Here is a 16,374-nt window from a genome sequence, read left to right as displayed (position 1 = left end):
GCCAGGAACAAACCGGCCGGGTCGAACCAGGGTTCGTCGCGCCGCTCGGCCAGCTGGGCTTCGGTCCAGCCGCCCTGTTCAGGATGGTCGGCAAACGCGGCGTTGTTGACACGCAGCAACTCGGCGTCGTCGGAGGCGCCCGCGTAGGTGCGGACCCGCACCCCCGGCACGGGGCGCACCAAGTCGTGGACGTCGCGCAGCGTCCGTCGCATCTGCAGGAGCTCGCGGACCGGAACGAGGCCGAGCGCGGTGGCGGTGGCCCGGGCCGGCTCGAGCGTGCCGTGCGCCCAGAATCGGTTGCTCCCGGCGGTCTCGGCCAACGCCGCACGCGCCAGGGCGGCTGGACCGAAGCCCAGCTGGCCGAGCGGCGCGACGAACCCTGGTTCGACCCGGCCGGTTTGTTCCTGGCCTTCGACGACGCCGGGAACGGTCACGAAGGGAAGCTGCTGGGCTTCCACTGGACCAAGGTGCACTCCGATCAGCCCGGGTTGGGGGAGGTGTATGTCGTGGGCGTCGACCCGGCCGCGCAGGGCCGGGGCATGGGCCAGATGCTGACGGCCATCGGCATCGAATCATTGGCGCAGCGGCTGGCCGGCTCGGCCGGACCGACCGTGCTGCTCTACGTGGAGTCCGACAACCAAGCCGCGGTGCGTACCTACCAGGGCCTGGGTTTCACCACCTACAGCGTGGACACCGCCTACGCGGTACCTTCGGCCGGCTGAAAACGTGCGGGCAGGTGGTCAGGTGGCCCCGGCCGTTCACTTGCGCCTGCTAGTGAGAGGTTGCCGCGGGCTGCGTCGGAGCATATTTTCGCGCCGACCTGGCAACCTCTTGGGAGACGGCCGGCGGCGTACGCGGGCACGACTACGCGTCAGGAAGCGAGATCGGTGAGGCTCGACAGGGGAGGCAGAGCGCTGGCCGCGCTGGTCGTGGCGATGGCGGCCGGCAGCGGCGCACTCACCGGCTGTGGCAGCGACCAGAACCGACGCGGGGCGTCGCCGGCAGCGGTCTCCGGCCCCACGGGCACGGCGGGATGCAGCGGAAAGAACAAGCTGACCGCGGAAGGCTCGACGGCTCAACAGAACGCGATGGCGTTGTTCAACCAGGTCTGGGGCCAGTACTGCCCGGGCAAGAGCGTCTCCTACAACCCGACCGGTTCCGGCGCCGGACGCGAGCAGTTCATCGCCGGCCATGTCGACTTTGCGGGGGCCGACTCCCCGCTGGCCGCGGACCAGATCGGTCCGGCCGCCGCCCGCTGCGACGGAAACCCCGCGTGGGACCTGCCGCTGGTGTTCGGGCCGATCGCCTTGGTCTACAACCTCGCCGGGGTGCCGGCGCTGGTGGTCAGCAGTGATGCGCTGGCCAAGATCTTCAGCGGGCGGATCACGGCCTGGAACGACCCGATCCTGGCGGCCCTCAATCCCGGCGTCGTGCTGCCCGACACCAAGATCACGCCGATCTACCGTACGGACTCGTCCGGGACCACCGACAACGTGCAGAAATTCTTGACGGCGGCCGCGCCGCAGAGCTGGACGAAAGGCGTGGGCACCGAGTTCCAGGGCGGCGTCGGGGAGGGGGCGACCAAGTCGGCCGGTGTCGTGCAGGCCGTGCGATCCACCCCGGGCGCCATCGGCTACGTCGAGAAGGGCTTCGCCGACCAGGCCGGCCTGCCCTACGCGCAAATCGGCACCAACAAGGGCGGCGTCATCCCGCTCACCAACGAGACCGCCGGAAACGCCGTGCGGACCGCCAATTTCGTCGGTGACGGCAACGACCTGGTGCTCGACCTGAATCCGATGTACAGCTCCCAGGACCCGCGGTCCTACCCTTTGGTCCTGGCAACGTACGAGATCGTGTGCTCGAAGGGCTCCGACGCCGACACCTCCGGCGCGATCAAGTCGTTCCTCACGGTGTCCGCCGGCAGCGGGCAGGCGGACCTTTCATCGGCCGGCTATGTCGCGCTGCCCGATAAGGTCAAAGAGCGGCTGGTTGCCGCGATCAACGCCCTGCAGTGACCAAGTGGCCCCGGGCTTAAGGAGCGACCGAACTGTGCCGGGATCACAGTGACCACGCCAAACCCCGCCGACGCCGGTTCGGGCGCGACCGTGGCCGCGCCCTTCCCCGAGGCGCCGCTGATACCGATCTCCCCGTGGGGAGCGGCCCGGCCGCACGTCGGGGATCGTGCGTTCCGTTGGCTCGCCACCGGTTCGGGCCTGCTGATCGTGGTGGTGATCGGCGCAATCGGCGGATTCCTGCTGCTGCGTGCGGTGCCGGCGTTGAAGCGCGATCGGGAGAACTTCTTCAGCTACGGCGGCAACTGGGTCACCACCGACACCTCGGCGATGCACTTCGGCATCTCGGATCTGCTGAAGGTCACCGTGTTCGTGTCGGTGTTCGCGTTGCTGCTGGCCATGCCCGTCGCCCTGGGCGTCGCCATCTTCATCACCCAGTACTCGTCGCGGCGCACGGCCGGCCCGTTGGCCTACGCCGTCGACCTGCTTGCCGGGGTCCCGTCCATCATCTACGGCGCGTGGGGCCTTTACGTGCTGGCGCCGCAGCTGGGACCCGTCGCCACCTGGCTGAACCGATCCTTGGGCTGGTGCTTCCTGTTCGCCGACGGCAACACGTCGGTGGCCGGTGGCGGCACCATCTTCACCGGCGGCATCGTCCTGGCGGTGATGATCCTGCCGATCATCACCGCCGTCACCCGCGAAGTGTTCATGCAGACACCGCAAGAGCAGATCGAGGCCGCGCTGGCGCTCGGCGCCACCCGCTGGGAAGTGGTGCAGACGATCGTGCTGCCGTTCGGGTGGTCGGGCTACATCAGCGCGGCGGTGCTGGGACTGGGCCGGGCGTTGGGGGAGACGGTCGCGCTGCTGATCATCCTGCGCGGCACGCAGGCAATGTTCGGCTGGTCGCTGTTCGACGGCGGCTCGACCGTCGCGACCAAGATCGCGGGAACAGCCGCCCAATTCAATGACCAGTACAAGGCGGGCGCTTACATCGCGGCGGGGCTGGCGCTCTTCGTGCTCACCTTCCTCGTCGACGCCCTGGCGCGGGGCGCCGCCGCCGGCACCCGATGGGGCGCCCGATGACCTCGATGTTGGACCGGCCGCTGAAGCCGCGCACTTTCTCGCGGCCCAGCCGGCGCCGCCGGGTCACGGATCACGTTGCGCTGGCACTGGTTTCGCTGTCCATGGTGATCGCGGTGACGCCCCTGGTGTTGGTGCTGTACTCGGTGGTCGCGAAGGGATTCAGGGCGATCGCGTCGACCGTCTGGTGGACGCACTCGCAAGCGGGCATGACCGCCTTCGTGGCCGGCGGCGGCGCCTACCACGCGATCGTGGGCACCGTGCTGCAGGGAGTGGTGTGCGCGCTCATCTCCATCCCGGTCGGCATCATGCTCGCCATCTATCTGACGGAATACGGCGGCGGGACGGCGCTGGGCAGGCTGGCCACGTTCATGGTCGACATTCTCAGCGGAGTGCCCTCGATCGTGGCGGCGTTGTTCATCTACGCCCTGTTCGTGGCGACGCTGGGCCTTCCCCGCTCCCAGTTCGCGGTGTCGCTTGCCCTGGTCCTGCTGATGCTGCCGGTGATCGTGCGAGCCACCGAGGAGATGTTGCGAATCGTCCCGGTGGATCTGCGCGAGGCCAGCTATGCGCTGGGCGTACCGAAGTGGAAGACGATCATTCGGGTGGTGATCCCCACCGGCCTGTCCGGCATCATCACCGGCATCATGCTGGCGATGGCCCGGGTGATGGGCGAGACGGCCCCGCTGCTGATCCTGGTCGGCTACGCGCAATCCATGAACTTCGACATCTTCAGTGGCTTCATGGGGACGCTACCCGGCATGATGTACAACCAGACCAGCGCCGGCGCGGGCGTGAGCCCGGTCCCCACGGATCGGTTGTGGGGTGCCGCCCTAACCCTCATCCTGGTGATCGCCACAATCAACATCGGGGCCCGAGTGATAACGAAGTTCCTTGGCACCAAGAAGTCATAGGCAGGAGCAGTAAGTGGCCAAACGGTTGGACCTCAAAGCCGTCAACATCTACTACGGTTCGTTTCACGCGGTCGCGGATGTGACGCTGTCGATCCTGCCGCGCAGCGTCACAGCGTTCATCGGCCCGTCAGGTTGTGGAAAGACGACGGTGCTGCGCACGCTCAACCGGATGCATGAGGTGGTGCCCGGCGGACGGGTCGAGGGCAGCGTGCTCCTCGACGACGAGGACATCTACGGCGCCGGAGTCGACCCGGTCGGCGTGCGCCGCGCGATCGGCATGGTGTTTCAGCGGCCGAACCCGTTCCCCGCCATGTCGATTCGCGACAACGTGGTGGCCGGCTTGAAGCTGCAGGGCGTGCGCAACCGCAAGGTGCTCGACGAGACCGCCGAGTACTCGCTGCGCGGCGCGAACCTGTGGGATGAGGTCAAGGACCGGTTGGACCGGCCGGGCGGCGGGTTGTCCGGCGGTCAGCAACAGCGCTTGTGTATCGCGCGGGCGATCGCCGTGCAACCCGACGTGCTGCTCATGGACGAGCCGTGCTCCGCGCTGGACCCGATCTCGACGATGGCCATCGAGGAGTTGATCAGCGAGCTCAAGCAGGACTACACGATCGTCATCGTCACCCACAACATGCAGCAGGCGGCGCGGGTCAGCGATTACACCGCGTTCTTCAACCTGGAGGCCGTCGGCAAGCCGGGGCGGCTGATCGAGGTCGACGACACCGAGAAGATCTTCTCCAACCCCAGCCAGAAGGCGACGGAGGACTACATCTCCGGCCGCTTCGGCTAACCCGGACGCCTACCGCGAGGCCGGCTTCGTCTCCTCTTCCGGAAGCTTTCCGGTCGCCTGGAAGATGACGCGCCTGGCCACTTCGACGGCGTGGTCGGCGAAGCGCTCGTAGAACCGGCCCAGCAGGGTGACATCGACCGCGGCCGCCACCCCGTACTTCCATTCGCGGTCCATCAACACCGAGAACAGGTGGCGGTGCAGATCGTCCATCGCGTCGTCCTCTTCGCGAATCCGGGCGGCCTTCTCCGGATCGCGGGACATCACCACCTCTTGCGCGCTGTTACCCAATTCGACTGCGACCCGGCCCATTTCGGCGAAGTAGCCGTTGACCTCTTCGGGTAGCGCGTGCTGGGGGTGCCTGCGGCGGGCGATCTTGGCGACGTGCAGGGCCAGCGCGCCCATCCGGTCGATGTCGGCCACCATCTGGATCGCGCTCACGATGGACCGCAGGTCACCGGCGACCGGTGCCTGCAAGGCCAGCAGCACGAAGGCGCTCTCCTCGGCGCGGGCGCTCAGCGTGGCGATCTTTTCGTGGTCGGAAATGACTTGCTCGGCCAGCACCAGGTCGGCCTGCAACAGGGCTTGGGTGGCCCGCTCCATGGCGATACCCGCCAGCCCGCACATCTCGCCGAGCTGCTCGGACAACTCCGAGAGCTGCTCGTGGTAGGCGGTCCGCATACTGCCAAGCGTACGGTCTCGGCGCGCAAAACGGGCGGCGGAGCGCCCAAAAGCGCTTACTCGCAGGTGGTGTCGGCAGCGTTGGTGACGGTCAGGTCCTCGGGAAGTTTGGCCGGCGCGCTGCCGGAGCCGCGTTCGATCTGCAGGCTGATCGATGAACCGCTCGGCTGGGGGGTGGCGACCGATTTGAAGTCGGGCCCGAGCACCACCTGAACAACCTGCCCGTAGCCGGAGACTCGCTGGACCTTCGCGTTGGCGAACGAGGACGCGACGGTCGCCGCGGCCTGCTCGTTGCCGGCCGAGAACAGAACCGTCGTCGTGCTGACCGAGCTCGGATAGTCGTCCGGTGTCATCACGTTGAAGCCGTTGCGCTTGAGCTGGCTGGTGGCCGTGGTGGCCAGGCCGCTCTGCGTCGTCGCGTTGGAGACCCGCACCGTGACATCGCTCGGGGTGGTGGTGGTCACCTGCTCGTGTCGGGCCTCCGGGGCCGCGGTGGGGGCGGGCGATTGCTTGGTGGCGGGCGCCTTCGTCTGACCCGACTTGTCGTCGGATGTCCCCAAATTCTTTGCGTTCTGGTCGTTTTCCTCGGGCAGCGGATCGTCGTTGATGATGGCGTCGAACAGCGCCCGCATGTCGGCCATCCGCGGCGGCTCGTCGCCGTTCTGGTCGGTCACGCCGGTCGGCACCGTGACGAAGGTGACGTGCCCGGCCGCCATCCCCTGCAACGATTGACCGAGTTGGATCAGGTCCTTCGACTGCACGTTGTCGACGACGGTGTCGCTGATGAACATGTTGACGACGTTGTTGAGCTTGTTGAGGTCGAGCAACGTGTCCTCGGAGATCAGCGAGCGCAGCAGCGACGACAGGAACAGCTGCTGGCGTTTGATGCGGCCGTAGTCGCCGTTGGTTTCCGTGGTGACCTGGCGGGCCCGCACATAATTCAGGGCGGTCGGGCCGTCGAGCACCTGGCGGCCGCCGTGTTCGAGCACCGTGCCCAGCTCGTAGTCGTGCAGCGCGGTTTTCGAGCACACCTCGACACCGCCCAGCGCGTCGACCATCTTGGCGAACCCGGCGAAGTCGACGGCGATGAACCGGTTGATGTTCAGTCCGGACAGCTTCTGGATTTCCTTCACCAGGCACTTCGGGCCGCCGAAGGCGAACGCCGAGTTCAGTTTGGTCTCCGTGTAGACCATCTTCGGGCCCCAGCTTTTGGTCTTCGCGTCGTAGAGCGGCCCGTACTTGCCGGTCGAAGGGTTCCACGCCTCGCACTGCATCGGGGTGATCGCCAGGTCGCGGGGGAACGACACCGCCACCACGCGCTTGCGGTTGGCCGGGATGTTGACCAGCATCACGGTGTCGGACCGCGCGCCGTCGGCGTCGTCGGTGCTGCCGGCGCCCATGTTGGCGTTGTCGCCGGCGCGGGAGTCCAGGCCGACGATCAGGAAGTCCTCGTCCCCGTATTGTCCGTTGCGGTCGCGAATGTCATCCGACTGCTGGTCGAGGGCGCTGACGGTGTTGAGCCGGGCGTTCTTCGAGGTGCTCCACTGCCACGCCCCGCCCGTCAACGCCACGGCCAGCACGGCGAACAGCGCCGCCACCGAGCGGGCGGCCAGCAGCATCGGCCGGTGCCGGCGGCGCGGTTTACGCGCGTGAGCGTCGGGGGTCCCGTCGGCTGCCGGCCCGTCGTCGTCCCGGCGGTCGCCGGCCTCGAGGTCGGGGAGCTCCGAGACGGCGTCGAGCGAGTAGGCCAGGTCCTCGATCACCTGGGTGTCCCGCAACCCGAGCGGGATGTCCGATTCGGCCTCGGCGAACGCGGGCTCGGGCTCGGGCTCCGCGTGGCGGTGCGTGGACCGGCCGGTCGACGGGGCGCCGAGCTTGGCGATCAGGTCGGCGACGCTGACGCCGCCGCCCGTGTGGGACCCGGACCCTTCGTCGTCGGCTGCCGGAGGCCGCACGGTCTCGACGCCGGCGTCCGTCTGCCATAGGTGCACGCTGTAGTCGGCTGGCGGCTCCGAGAATCGCTCCCACGGGGCGGCGCCCAGCGCGGCGCGGCGAGCGTCGCGAGTGGCGTCGTCCTCGGCGTCACTCATGTCCTACCGGCCTCCGAAGCTCTGATGCGGATGTCAGCGTGTCCGTGCGCGATGCCGTCGCGGCGCGCGGCGTCGTCGGCGCTGCGGCTCGTGCCACCCGCGGATCGCACTCCTTTGTCGCGCTCGGCTGGCGACGCGTTACCGATCCGCCGCAGAACGCGCACTGCAGCAAGGTCCACATCGTACTGAGTTATCGGCCCGGACGCGATTTCGAGCGGTTGATCAGCCGCCGGAGTGCATCACGTCGGCGCCGGCCGGCACCGCGCAGTCGTCGGGGTCCGTCAGCCAGCCGTCGGGCAACGCGACCCGGGCGGGCGACCCCTGCCGGCCCCGGGGACCGCTGGCCGCGTCCGGGAACGGGACCGTGCCGTCCAATTGGCTTAACAGACAATCGAGTTCGTCGAGGGTCTTGACCATCGCCAGCGCTCGGCGCAGCTCCGAGCCGGCCGGAAAGCCGTGCAGGTACCAGCCGACGTGCTTGCGGATGTCGCGCATCCCCTTGTCCTCGCCGAAGTGCGCGGCCAACAACCGCCCGTGCCGGCGAACGATGTCGGCGACTTCGCCCAGCGTGGGCGGGACGGGGGCCGGGCTGCCGGTGAACGCGGCCGAGAGTTCGGCGAAAAGCCACGGCCGGCCGAGGCAGCCGCGTCCGATGACGACGCCATCGCATCCGGTTTTGGCCATCATCGCCAGCGCGTCTCTGGCGTCGTAGATGTCGCCGTTACCCAGCACCGGAATCGTGGTCACATGTTGTTTGAGCAGGGCGATCTGTTCCCAGTCGGCGGTGCCGGAGTAGCGCTGCGCCGCCGTGCGGGCGTGCAGCGCTACCGCGGCGGCGCCCTCGTTTTCGGCGATGCGGCCGGCGTCGAGGTGCGTGTGGTGCTCGTCGTCGATGCCGACGCGGAACTTGACGGTCACCGGCACCCCGGAACCCTCGGCGCCCCGCACGGCCGCCGCGACGATTTGGCCGAACAGCCGCCGCTTGTACGGCAGCGCGGCGCCGCCGCCCCGTTTGGTGACCTTGGGCACCGGGCAGCCGAAATTCATGTCGATGTGGTCGGCGAGGCCCTCGTCGACGATCATCCTGGCGGCGTCGTACGTGGTCGCCGGATCCACCGTGTAGAGCTGCAACGAGCGCGGCGACTCGTCGGGGGCGAACGTGGTCATGTGCATGGTGACCGGGTGGCGTTCGACGAGCGCGCGCGCCGTCACCATCTCGCAGACGTAGAGCCCGCTGACCGTGCCGACCTTCGACCGCTCGAGCTCACGACACAGCGTTCGGAATGCGACGTTGGTCACGCCCGCCATCGGGGCCAGCACCACCGGGCTGGCGAGCGTGATGGGACCGATGCGCAACGCTTTGTTACCGGCGGCTCATAGCCAGCTTGCCGGCGGTCTGGTGCAGCTCGAACGCGGTGGTCCTCTTGCCGGTTCGGGCTTCCCGCTCGAGCTGGCGCTGCTTCGAGATCTCGAACTTGTCGCAGGCCTGCTCGAGTTCCTTGATCAGCAGGGCGAGGTCGTCGCGCATCGCCGCCGCCTCACCGGTGAAGTCCTCGCGCTCGAAGATGCGCCATTTCTTCAGGACGGGCATGACGACGTCGTCGAGGTGAATGCGCGGGTCGTAGACGCCGCCGACGGCGATGAAGACGGCCTTGCGCCGGAACTCGGGGACCTGGTAGCCGGGCATCTGGAAGTTGCGCAGCACCTTGTGCAGCTCTTTCATTGCCTGATTGGGCGCAATCTCGAACCCGGCCTCGCTGACGTCGCGGTAGAAGATCATGTGCAGGTTCTCGTCGGCGGAGATCTTCTGCAGCAACTGGTCCGCGATGGTCTCGTTGCAGGCCTTGCCGGTGTTGCGGTGCGAAATCCGGGTCGCCAGCTCCTGGAAGGTCACGTAAATGACCGAGTCGAACAGGCTCTCGGCGAACAGGTCGGCCCGGACCTGCTGGTTCTGGCCGGGAGAGAAGCCCCGGTTCACGACCTCGATGCGCAGTTTCTCCAGCTCGACGGGGTCCACGGCGCGGGTCACGACCAGGTAGTCGCGCAGCGCGATGCCGTGCCGGTTTTCTTCGGCGGTCCACCGGTTGACCCACTGGCCCCAGGCGCCGTCCAAGCCGAAGTTCATCGCGATCTCGCGGTGGTATGACGGCAGGTTGTCTTCCGTCATGAGGTTCTGCACCATCGCCACCTGGGCGAGGTCGGAAAGCTTGCTCTCCTCGGGGTGCCAGTCCTGCCCGCCCAGCGCGTAGAAGTTCTTCCCGTCGGACCACGGGATGTAGTCGTGCGGGTTCCAGTTCTTGTGCATGCTCTCGTGCCGGTTGAGGCATTTCTCGACCACCGGTTCGAGCTCGTGCAGCAGCTGTAGGTTTGTCAGCTCTGCTGACATGGGGCCCCTCCAGTTATCTGTGTCGACGGGTAGCAGTCAATATATCTGTGTACCTCAGTAGCATCAAGCTGCCTGGCCGCGCGTCGCGTAACGGTTAGATCGCGCATTCCGGTTGACGCTCAGGTCATCAGAGTTGCCGCCGCGGCGGAGTGGGTAAACCGGTCGCGCTAGCCCAAGTCGGGGGCGGGCACGTACGGGGCGGCCGTGATGTACAGCATGTTCACGCAGTAGTCGATGAATTGTTTCCGCGTGGCGCCGAGCTGCCCGTTCAGGTAGGCGGTGAACAGGCTGGAAAGGCCGCCGACCAGGCTGGTGGCGATCATCTTCTCCAGCACCGGGTCGCCGATCCGCGACAGCTTGCGCTGCAGCAGTTCGATGAAGTTGGGCATCCACTCCGCGCCCGACCGGGTCAGGATCGGTTCGACCGCCGGCGCCAGCAACAGGACGCGCCCGCGGACCGGATCGTCGACCATCAGCTCGACGAACCTTTCGACCGCCTCCCGCGGGGTATTCGCGGAAGTGAGCGTGTTCATCGCGCGTGTACACACGTCGTCGTAGACCGCGCGCACGAATTCGTCGCGGTCCGAGAAGCTTTCGTAGAAATACCGTTCGGTGAGGGCGGCCTCGCGGCACACCGCGCGCACCGTCAGCGCGGGCCGGCTGCCGCTGCCGAGCAACTGCACACCGGCGGCGATGAGGTTGTCGCGACGCAGGGCCAGGCGATCACCCAAGGGGACGCCGGTCCAACGGCCCCGTCGTTGACCGGACTGCACATCGCTCCTAAGCTAGAACTGACAACGCACGTAGTCAGTTTTGCAGATACCTTCAGGAATCCAATAGTGACCCAACATACGTCCGGACCCCGGCCGCTGACCAGCGACGTCGCGCGCGACGAATCGGGCGGGCCCGCCGTGGCCGCTGGCTGCCCGGTATCGCCCTTGGGCTACGAGGCGCCACCTGTCCCGCTGGGCCCCGACTCGCTGACGTGGCGGTACTTCGGTGACTGGCGCGGCATGCTGCAGGGCCCCTTCGCGGGATCCATGCAGAACATGCACCCGCAGTTGGGGGCCGCGGTGGAGCAACACTCGACGTTCTTCCGGGAGCCGTTACCGCGGGTGATGCGGTCGCTGTATCCGATCGGCGGGGTGGTCTTCGACGGCGACCGTGCTCCGACGACGGGTGCCGAGGTTCGCGACTACCACACCGACATCAAGGGCGTCGATGACCAGGGGCGTCGGTATCACGCCCTGAACCCCGACGTCTTCTACTGGGCGCACTCCACGTTCTTCATGGGCACGATCATGGTGGCCGAGCGGTTCGGCGCCGGCCTGACGGAGGCCGACAAGCGCCAACTCTTCGACGAACACATCCAGTGGTACCGGATGTACGGCATGAGCATGCGCCCGGTGCCCAAGACCTGGGAAGAATTTCAGGCCTACTGGGATCACATGTGCCGCAACGTATTAGAGGACAATTACGCGACACGGGCCGTGCTCGATCTGACCATCTATGACAAGCTGCCGATCGCTCCCTGGCTCCCGGATTGGCTGTGGGGCGGCCTGACCAAGCTGTCGCGGCCGTTCTTCGTCTGGCTCACGGTCGGCTTGTATCACCCGGCCGTTCGTGAACGGTTGGGCTTTGAGTGGACCGGCCGCGACGAGTGGCTGCACCGACGCTTCGGCAACCTGGTGCGGCTGGTCTTCGCGTTCGTACCACCCAGGTACCGCAAGCATCCGCGGGCGCGCGCTGGCCTCGACCGCGCGTCCGGGCGGATCCCGGCCGACGCGCCGCTGCCCCAGACGCCGGCACGCAATCTGCCGCCGCTGGACGAGCGCGGCGACCCGAAGCATTACTGCCCCGTGTCGTCCTGAGCGCCGCTAGCCGTGGGCGTGGCCGTGCGCGTCCTCTAAGCCGGCCTGGTGTACGTGCTGATGGCTGTGCTCGGTGCCGTCGGCGTGACTGTGCTGGTGCTCGTGCTGGACGTGGTCATGCTCGTGCGCGGTGTGCGCGTGCGCGTGGCTCACGTCGCCGTGCTCATGCTCGTGCGCGTGGGGCTGATCGTGGTCGTGCTGCTCGGTCATCGGTGTCTCCTCGGATCAATCACTTGGTGCCGCTACGCCGCCGGGCCGGCGGTTGCGCTGATTCGCTGACGGCCTTCAGGCCGGTGTCCCTGCGGTGATGACCGGGCACGCCCGGCCCCGCGTGCTCGGCGTTGAAGACGGCGTCCATGACGAGCTGGCGGACGTGGTCGTTCTCCAGGCTGTAGAAAATCGTGGTCCCCTCGCGGCGGGTGCGGACCAGCCGCGCCATCCGCAGCTTCGCCAGGTGTTGGGAGACCGACGGCGCCGGCTTGCCCACGTGCTCGGCGAGTTCGTTGACCGACATCTCACGCTCGGTCAGTGCCCACAGCACCTGCACGCGGGTCGCGTCGGCCAGCATTCGAAAGACCTCGACCACCAGGCTTGTCTGATCGTCGGGCAATCGGCCTGCACTACTATCTGCATGCATACGCAAATAGTAATCAAGATTTGTCCCGTTGCCAACGGCGACTGGTCAGGGTGACGGGACCACCGTGGACCGGCGCTGACCGCCGTTGCGCTCGTTCCAGAACCGGTAGACGTCCACCGCGCCCTGGTGGGGCTGGTAGCGCATGGGTAGCCGCCGCTGGTCCCAACACTTGGCGAATTCGTCGTAGAACGTGGACACCTCGAAGTACTTGCGGTCGTCGAGGTAGTAGTCCTCGTACGCCTCGCGGGTGATCAGAAAGACGACTTCCTTCGGTGAGCAGTAGTAGAGCGACCCCAGGCACATCGGGCACGGGTGCGCCATGACGTAGATCGTGCTGTCGACCAGGTGCTCGGTACCCAGCTTCATGCACGCCTCGCGGATGGCCAGGATCTCCGCGTGGGCGGTCGGGTCGTTCGTCTGCGCCACCTTGTTGGCGCTCTCCGCCAACACCTCGCCGTCCCGGACGATCACCGTGGCGAACGGGCGGCCGCCCTCCGCGACGTTTCGGCGGGCCAGGTCGATCGTCCGCTGGGCGAAGTCGGTCACAGGTCGCAGGGTAGTCCCGCGAGGGCGATCGGCCCTGTGATACTGACTAGATTGTCTATTTAATTCGGGTCGGATGAGGGAGCACCATGGCGCGCACCGATCGTGATCGTTGGGACCTGGCGACCAGCGTGGGCGCGACGGCGACCATGGTTGCGGCGCAGCGAGCGCTGTCTTCCGACGCGAAGTTGATCGACGACCCCTACGCGGCGCCGCTGGTGCGTGCGGTCGGGATCGACGTCTACGTCCGGCTGGTGAACGGCGAGATCCCGGCCGGTGGGACCTCCCAATTCGACCCGCAGCGAATGGCGCGGGGAATGGCCTGTCGCACAAGGTTCTACGATGACTTCTTCCTTGAGGCTACGCGGGGCGGCATCGGTCAGGCGGTGATCCTCGCATCGGGGCTCGATGCGCGTGCCTATCGTCTGCCTTGGCCGGCCGGCACCGTCGTCTACGAGGTGGACATGCCGGAGGTGATCGAGTTCAAGACCTTGACCCTCGAGGATCTGGGCGCCGAGCCGACCGCCGAGCGGCACACCGTCGCCGTCGATCTGCGCGACGATTGGGCGACGGCTCTGCGCGAGGCGGGATTCGATCCGCAGGCTCCGTCAGCCTGGAGCGCAGAGGGGCTGCTGGTGTATCTGCCCGAGGCGGCCCAGGACGCGCTGTTCGACAACATCACCGCCCTCAGCGCGCCCGGCAGCCGGCTGGCCTTCGACTTCGTGCCCGACACCGCCGTATTCACCGACCCGCGCTGGCGCGCCCACCACGACCGCATGAGCGAGCTCGGGTTCGAGGTCGACTTCAACGACCTCGTCTATCACGGCGAGCGCAGCCACATCGTCGACCACCTCAGCCAACGCGGCTGGCGGACTTCGTCACGCACGGTCGCGGAATTGCACGCGGCCAACGGCTTCGCCTACGCCGACGACGAGGTCGCCCAGGCCTTCGCCGACGTGACCTACACCAGCGCGGTGCTCGGGTGATCGACCGCGCGCTGGTGCCCCCACCAGGGCTCGAACCTGGGACCTGCGGATTAAAAGTCCGTAGCTCTACCAACTGAGCTATAGGGGCCGCGGAGATTCAGGATACTTGGGCCCCAAACGGGGCTCGTTTGAGGATTGGGCCCGCGGTGACCTAAGCTGACGTGGCTCCTAACGAAACCTCGTTGTGAGTACCCCGGAGTGATTCGGTTCTGGCCCCCATCGTCTAGTGGCCTAGGACGCCGCCCTTTCACGGCGGTAGCACGGGTTCGAATCCCGTTGGGGGTACGCGACGCGGTGACGCGGAGCAGCAGCAAGGCCCTGTGGCGCAGTTGGTTAGCGCGCCGCCCTGTCACGGCGGAGGTCGCGGGTTCGAGTCCCGTCAGGGTCGCCAATTCGGCGAGGCAATTCATGCCTTCCGGCCAGGTAGCTCAGTCGGTACGAGCGTCCGCCTGAAAAGCGGAAGGTCGGCGGTTCGATCCCGCCCCTGGCCACCAGTCCTTGAGGACCGCCCCTGGCCACCAGTCCTTGAGGACGGGGAGTGGTCCCCTAAACCTCCGCTTGAAACCGTTCTTAGCCGGCCGGCACTTTTATGCGCCGAAGTCGCGGGCAGGTCACGGCGGTGAAGTCCCCGAGGGTGCCGGCATGCTGTCTGCGTCGACATGCTCTCGGTGCCGGGACCGGTAACCCGCATACTTGACGACACTGGTGAGATCCACGTCGGTGAAAGCACATTTGGATGGATCGATCGTCGTGGCGGGGCCGTGGATCCTGGGGTCGAAGGGTCACCTCTCTGGTGGCTAAAGCCGTGAAAACCGGCCGCGGCAGTAGACGGAAGAGACAATTGTCGAACGCTCCCCGACCTCGACTGGAGCTATCAGAACGGCTCCTCGTTGCGCCGTGATCGCCTTTGCCAGGCTTTCGAATCATGTTCTGGTTCAAAAGGTTCAACGGCTTGCTGTGGGATTCCCACAAACGTCTGACATCCGCACCGTCATGACGGGCGGCGGATTTTCGGATTGACCCTGATTTCTCGGGTTACTCACAGTGGTGGCGCTGAGCGGTGGGCACGGAGCAGCTCGACGTCTAGTCAGGCGCTCGTCGATTCGACGGGTGTTCGCGGCGTTTTGTGGACGAGCGGGGGAAGTGGTGCCATGGCCGACGACGAGAACCGGGATCAACGCGCGGGCCCACGCTCCGAGGGCAACCTCGAACTGTTCTTCGATCTGGTATTCACCTTTGCCATGTCGCAGGTCACTTTGCTTGTGATGCGCGATCTTTCGCCCACAGGTTTCGGCCGGGCCGCGCTGGCGCTGCTTGCGGTGTGGTGGGCCTGGGTGGGTTACACCTGGCTTATCAACACATTCGACACGGCGAACGTGTGGCACGAAGCGGTAGTCATCGCTGCGATGGCGGCGATGCTCGTCGCTGCAGCAGCCCTCCCCGCGGCATTCGCGTCGGGGGCGCTGGTCTTCGGGATCGCCCTGCTGGTGGTCCGGTTGATCCACGTGGCGAAGTTCGTCGCCCTTTCTTCGCAGGAGGACACCGCGTTGCGGAGGGGCACGCGGCGAATAGCGCCGGCGTTCGTCGCCGCGCCCGCCTGCATCGTGGCCGCCGCCTTCGTCGAGTCGCCCGGCCGCGAACTGCTGTGGGTCGTCGCGGCGGTGATTGACTACGGCGCACCGGCCGTGCTCGGCCTGGGCGGGTTCCGCGTCTCGCCCTCCTACTTCGTATCGCGTCACGGCTCGATCATCATCGTCGCACTCGGCGAGGTAGTGGTGGAATTAGGCGGCGCCGCAAGGAATCTCGGCCGATGGGAGGTCATTGCCGCTCTTGTCTTGGGTGTGCCGTCATGGCTACCTTCTGGTGGACCTACTTTGGTCTGACATCCGGAGCCCGGCAGCGGCTGGAGCAGACCACCGGTACAGAACGGGCCCATCTTGCCCGCGACGCCTACAGCTACCTCCATCTACCGCTCGTCGCAGGCATCATGCTTTTCGCCGTGGGAGCGCACGCCGCCATCGAGCACGCCACCGTCCCGCTGCCGTTGGTGCCCGCGATCGCAGTGGCAGGCGGCGTGGCGTTGTTCTACTTCGCGGATGTCGCCTACCGCTGGCGCGACCACCGGCAGGCCCCGGTCGACCGCAGCCTTACCGGAGTGGCGGCGGCGGCAACCCTGCCTGCGTTGTTGCAGATGCCCGCGCTCGCAGCGCTCGGCCTGCTCGCAGGCATCGGGGTTTGCCGGTTGGGCTGGGAATTGTGGCGACGCCCGCGGGTAGGTCCTGCCTTGGCAGGACAGGCGCGTTGAGGGGATGCGCCACTCACGCGAGCGAACACATTCGCGGCCGGTTGAGCAACCAGCCGGCACGAGAAGAACGGTAAACAGGCGC

At 67.0% G+C, this 16,374-nt stretch carries 14 protein-coding genes, 4 tRNA genes and 3 pseudogenes; 11 read left to right on the top strand and 10 right to left on the bottom strand.

Going from position 1 to position 16,374, the window contains the following annotated elements; genetic code table 11:
* A pseudogene (locus A5681_RS27095) lies at nt 1-338 on the bottom strand (mycothiol synthase); the annotation flags it as partial.
* Here A5681_RS27095 and mshD point away from each other — a divergent pair.
* The 5 genes and pseudogenes from mshD to pstB all read left to right on the top strand — a co-directional run.
* Nucleotides 333-722: pseudogene (mshD, locus tag A5681_RS27090) on the top strand (mycothiol synthase); the annotation flags it as partial. The pseudogenes A5681_RS27095 and mshD overlap by 6 nt on opposite strands.
* A gap of 165 nt (nt 723-887) precedes the next feature.
* On the top strand, nt 888-2,015 hold the full coding sequence (gene pstS, locus A5681_RS11775; RefSeq protein WP_067274030.1) for a phosphate ABC transporter substrate-binding protein PstS: 1,128 nt from the start codon (nt 888-890) through the stop codon (nt 2,013-2,015).
* A 48-nt stretch (nt 2,016-2,063) separates the two neighbouring features.
* Nucleotides 2,064-3,095 (top strand): phosphate ABC transporter permease subunit PstC, encoded by a 1,032-nt coding sequence (gene pstC, locus A5681_RS11770; protein ID WP_419866313.1) that lies wholly within the window; start codon nt 2,064-2,066, stop codon nt 3,093-3,095.
* Nucleotides 3,092-4,006 carry a phosphate ABC transporter permease PstA gene (gene pstA / locus A5681_RS11765; RefSeq protein WP_067274159.1) on the top strand — a complete coding sequence of 305 codons (915 nt, stop codon included), beginning with the start codon at nt 3,092-3,094 and terminating at the stop codon, nt 4,004-4,006. Before pstC ends, pstA begins: the two co-directional genes overlap by 4 nt.
* Before the next feature lie 13 nt (nt 4,007-4,019).
* On the top strand, nt 4,020-4,796 hold the full coding sequence (gene pstB, locus A5681_RS11760) for a phosphate ABC transporter ATP-binding protein PstB (RefSeq protein ID WP_067274023.1): 777 nt from the start codon (nt 4,020-4,022) through the stop codon (nt 4,794-4,796).
* A 9-nt stretch (nt 4,797-4,805) separates the two neighbouring features.
* On the opposite strand, the gene phoU is transcribed toward pstB, so the two are convergent.
* The 5 genes from phoU to A5681_RS11735 all read right to left on the bottom strand — a co-directional run bounded on the left by phoU (nt 4,806) and on the right by A5681_RS11735 (nt 10,723).
* Complete coding sequence (gene phoU / locus A5681_RS11755; protein WP_067274020.1) at nt 4,806-5,474, bottom strand: phosphate signaling complex protein PhoU; 669 nt, start codon at nt 5,472-5,474, stop codon at nt 4,806-4,808.
* 56 nt (nt 5,475-5,530) lie between these two features.
* Complete coding sequence (locus A5681_RS11750) at nt 5,531-7,564, bottom strand: LCP family protein (protein WP_067274017.1); 2,034 nt, start codon at nt 7,562-7,564, stop codon at nt 5,531-5,533.
* A 222-nt stretch (nt 7,565-7,786) separates the two neighbouring features.
* Nucleotides 7,787-8,920, bottom strand: coding sequence for a tRNA dihydrouridine synthase DusB (dusB, locus tag A5681_RS11745; protein ID WP_067274014.1), 1,134 nt, complete (start codon nt 8,918-8,920; stop codon nt 7,787-7,789).
* A 7-nt stretch (nt 8,921-8,927) separates the two neighbouring features.
* Nucleotides 8,928-9,950 (bottom strand): acyl-ACP desaturase, encoded by a 1,023-nt coding sequence (locus tag A5681_RS11740; RefSeq protein WP_067274011.1) that lies wholly within the window; start codon nt 9,948-9,950, stop codon nt 8,928-8,930.
* Between the two features lie 167 nt (nt 9,951-10,117).
* Nucleotides 10,118-10,723, bottom strand: coding sequence for a TetR/AcrR family transcriptional regulator (locus A5681_RS11735; RefSeq protein WP_067274009.1), 606 nt, complete (start codon nt 10,721-10,723; stop codon nt 10,118-10,120).
* Nucleotides 10,724-10,789: 66 nt separating this feature from the next.
* Between A5681_RS11735 and A5681_RS11730 the strand changes: the two genes are divergently transcribed.
* Nucleotides 10,790-11,821, top strand: a complete 1,032-nt coding sequence (locus tag A5681_RS11730) for an oxygenase MpaB family protein (protein WP_067274006.1) — start codon at nt 10,790-10,792, stop codon at nt 11,819-11,821.
* Nucleotides 11,822-11,827: 6 nt separating this feature from the next.
* Here the strand turns inward: A5681_RS11730 and A5681_RS11725 are convergent, their stop codons facing one another.
* Genes A5681_RS11725 through A5681_RS11715 form a run of 3 tightly spaced genes read right to left on the bottom strand, consistent with a single transcriptional unit; the run spans nt 11,828 to nt 13,004 of the window.
* Nucleotides 11,828-12,031, bottom strand: a complete 204-nt coding sequence (locus A5681_RS11725) for a zinc transporter Slc39a7 (RefSeq protein WP_067274003.1) — start codon at nt 12,029-12,031, stop codon at nt 11,828-11,830.
* A gap of 19 nt (nt 12,032-12,050) precedes the next feature.
* Nucleotides 12,051-12,458, bottom strand: a complete 408-nt coding sequence (locus A5681_RS11720; protein ID WP_067274000.1) for an ArsR/SmtB family transcription factor — start codon at nt 12,456-12,458, stop codon at nt 12,051-12,053.
* Between the two features lie 45 nt (nt 12,459-12,503).
* The gene (locus A5681_RS11715; RefSeq protein ID WP_067273998.1) at nt 12,504-13,004 is read right to left on the bottom strand and encodes a nucleoside deaminase; all 501 of its coding nucleotides are present in this window, start codon (nt 13,002-13,004) and stop codon (nt 12,504-12,506) included.
* An 86-nt stretch (nt 13,005-13,090) separates the two neighbouring features.
* Between A5681_RS11715 and A5681_RS11710 the strand changes: the two genes are divergently transcribed.
* On the top strand, nt 13,091-13,987 hold the full coding sequence (locus tag A5681_RS11710) for a class I SAM-dependent methyltransferase (RefSeq protein WP_067273995.1): 897 nt from the start codon (nt 13,091-13,093) through the stop codon (nt 13,985-13,987).
* 12 nt (nt 13,988-13,999) lie between these two features.
* On the opposite strand, the gene A5681_RS11705 is transcribed toward A5681_RS11710, so the two are convergent.
* Nucleotides 14,000-14,075: transfer RNA gene (locus A5681_RS11705), tRNA-Lys, on the bottom strand.
* A 124-nt stretch (nt 14,076-14,199) separates the two neighbouring features.
* On the opposite strand from A5681_RS11705, the gene A5681_RS11700 reads away from it, so the two are divergent.
* From A5681_RS11700 to A5681_RS28175, 4 genes and pseudogenes are all read left to right on the top strand, one after another.
* Nucleotides 14,200-14,272, top strand: a tRNA-Glu gene (locus A5681_RS11700).
* 29 nt (nt 14,273-14,301) lie between these two features.
* A tRNA-Asp gene (locus A5681_RS11695) sits at nt 14,302-14,378 on the top strand.
* Nucleotides 14,379-14,404: 26 nt separating this feature from the next.
* Nucleotides 14,405-14,481 (top strand) — tRNA-Phe (locus A5681_RS11690).
* 657 nt (nt 14,482-15,138) lie between these two features.
* Nucleotides 15,139-16,292 (top strand): annotated as a pseudogene (locus A5681_RS28175) (low temperature requirement protein A).
* Nucleotides 16,293-16,374: the final 82 nt, after the last annotated feature.

The sequence above is a fragment of the Mycobacterium scrofulaceum genome (assembly GCF_001667885.1).
Classification (GTDB): Bacteria; Actinomycetota; Actinomycetes; order Mycobacteriales; family Mycobacteriaceae; genus Mycobacterium; species Mycobacterium scrofulaceum_C.
Note: the sequence above shows the minus strand (reverse complement) of the source record. Positions and strands in the feature narration are given on the sequence as shown.

What these genes read in the sequence shown, in the direction of transcription:
- pstA (WP_067274159.1), top strand. Translation starts at nt 3,092, where the DNA reads ATGACCTCGATGTTGGACCGGCCGCTGAAGCCGCGCACTTTCTCGCGG.
- phoU (WP_067274020.1), bottom strand. Translation starts at nt 5,474, where the DNA reads ATGCGGACCGCCTACCACGAGCAGCTCTCGGAGTTGTCCGAGCAGCTC.
- A5681_RS11750 (WP_067274017.1), bottom strand. Translation starts at nt 7,564, where the DNA reads ATGAGTGACGCCGAGGACGACGCCACTCGCGACGCTCGCCGCGCCGCG.
- A5681_RS11740 (WP_067274011.1), bottom strand. Translation starts at nt 9,950, where the DNA reads ATGTCAGCAGAGCTGACAAACCTACAGCTGCTGCACGAGCTCGAACCG.
- A5681_RS11725 (WP_067274003.1), bottom strand. Translation starts at nt 12,031, where the DNA reads ATGACCGAGCAGCACGACCACGATCAGCCCCACGCGCACGAGCATGAG.
- A5681_RS11720 (WP_067274000.1), bottom strand. Translation starts at nt 12,458, where the DNA reads ATGCATGCAGATAGTAGTGCAGGCCGATTGCCCGACGATCAGACAAGC.
- A5681_RS11710 (WP_067273995.1), top strand. Translation starts at nt 13,091, where the DNA reads ATGGCGCGCACCGATCGTGATCGTTGGGACCTGGCGACCAGCGTGGGC.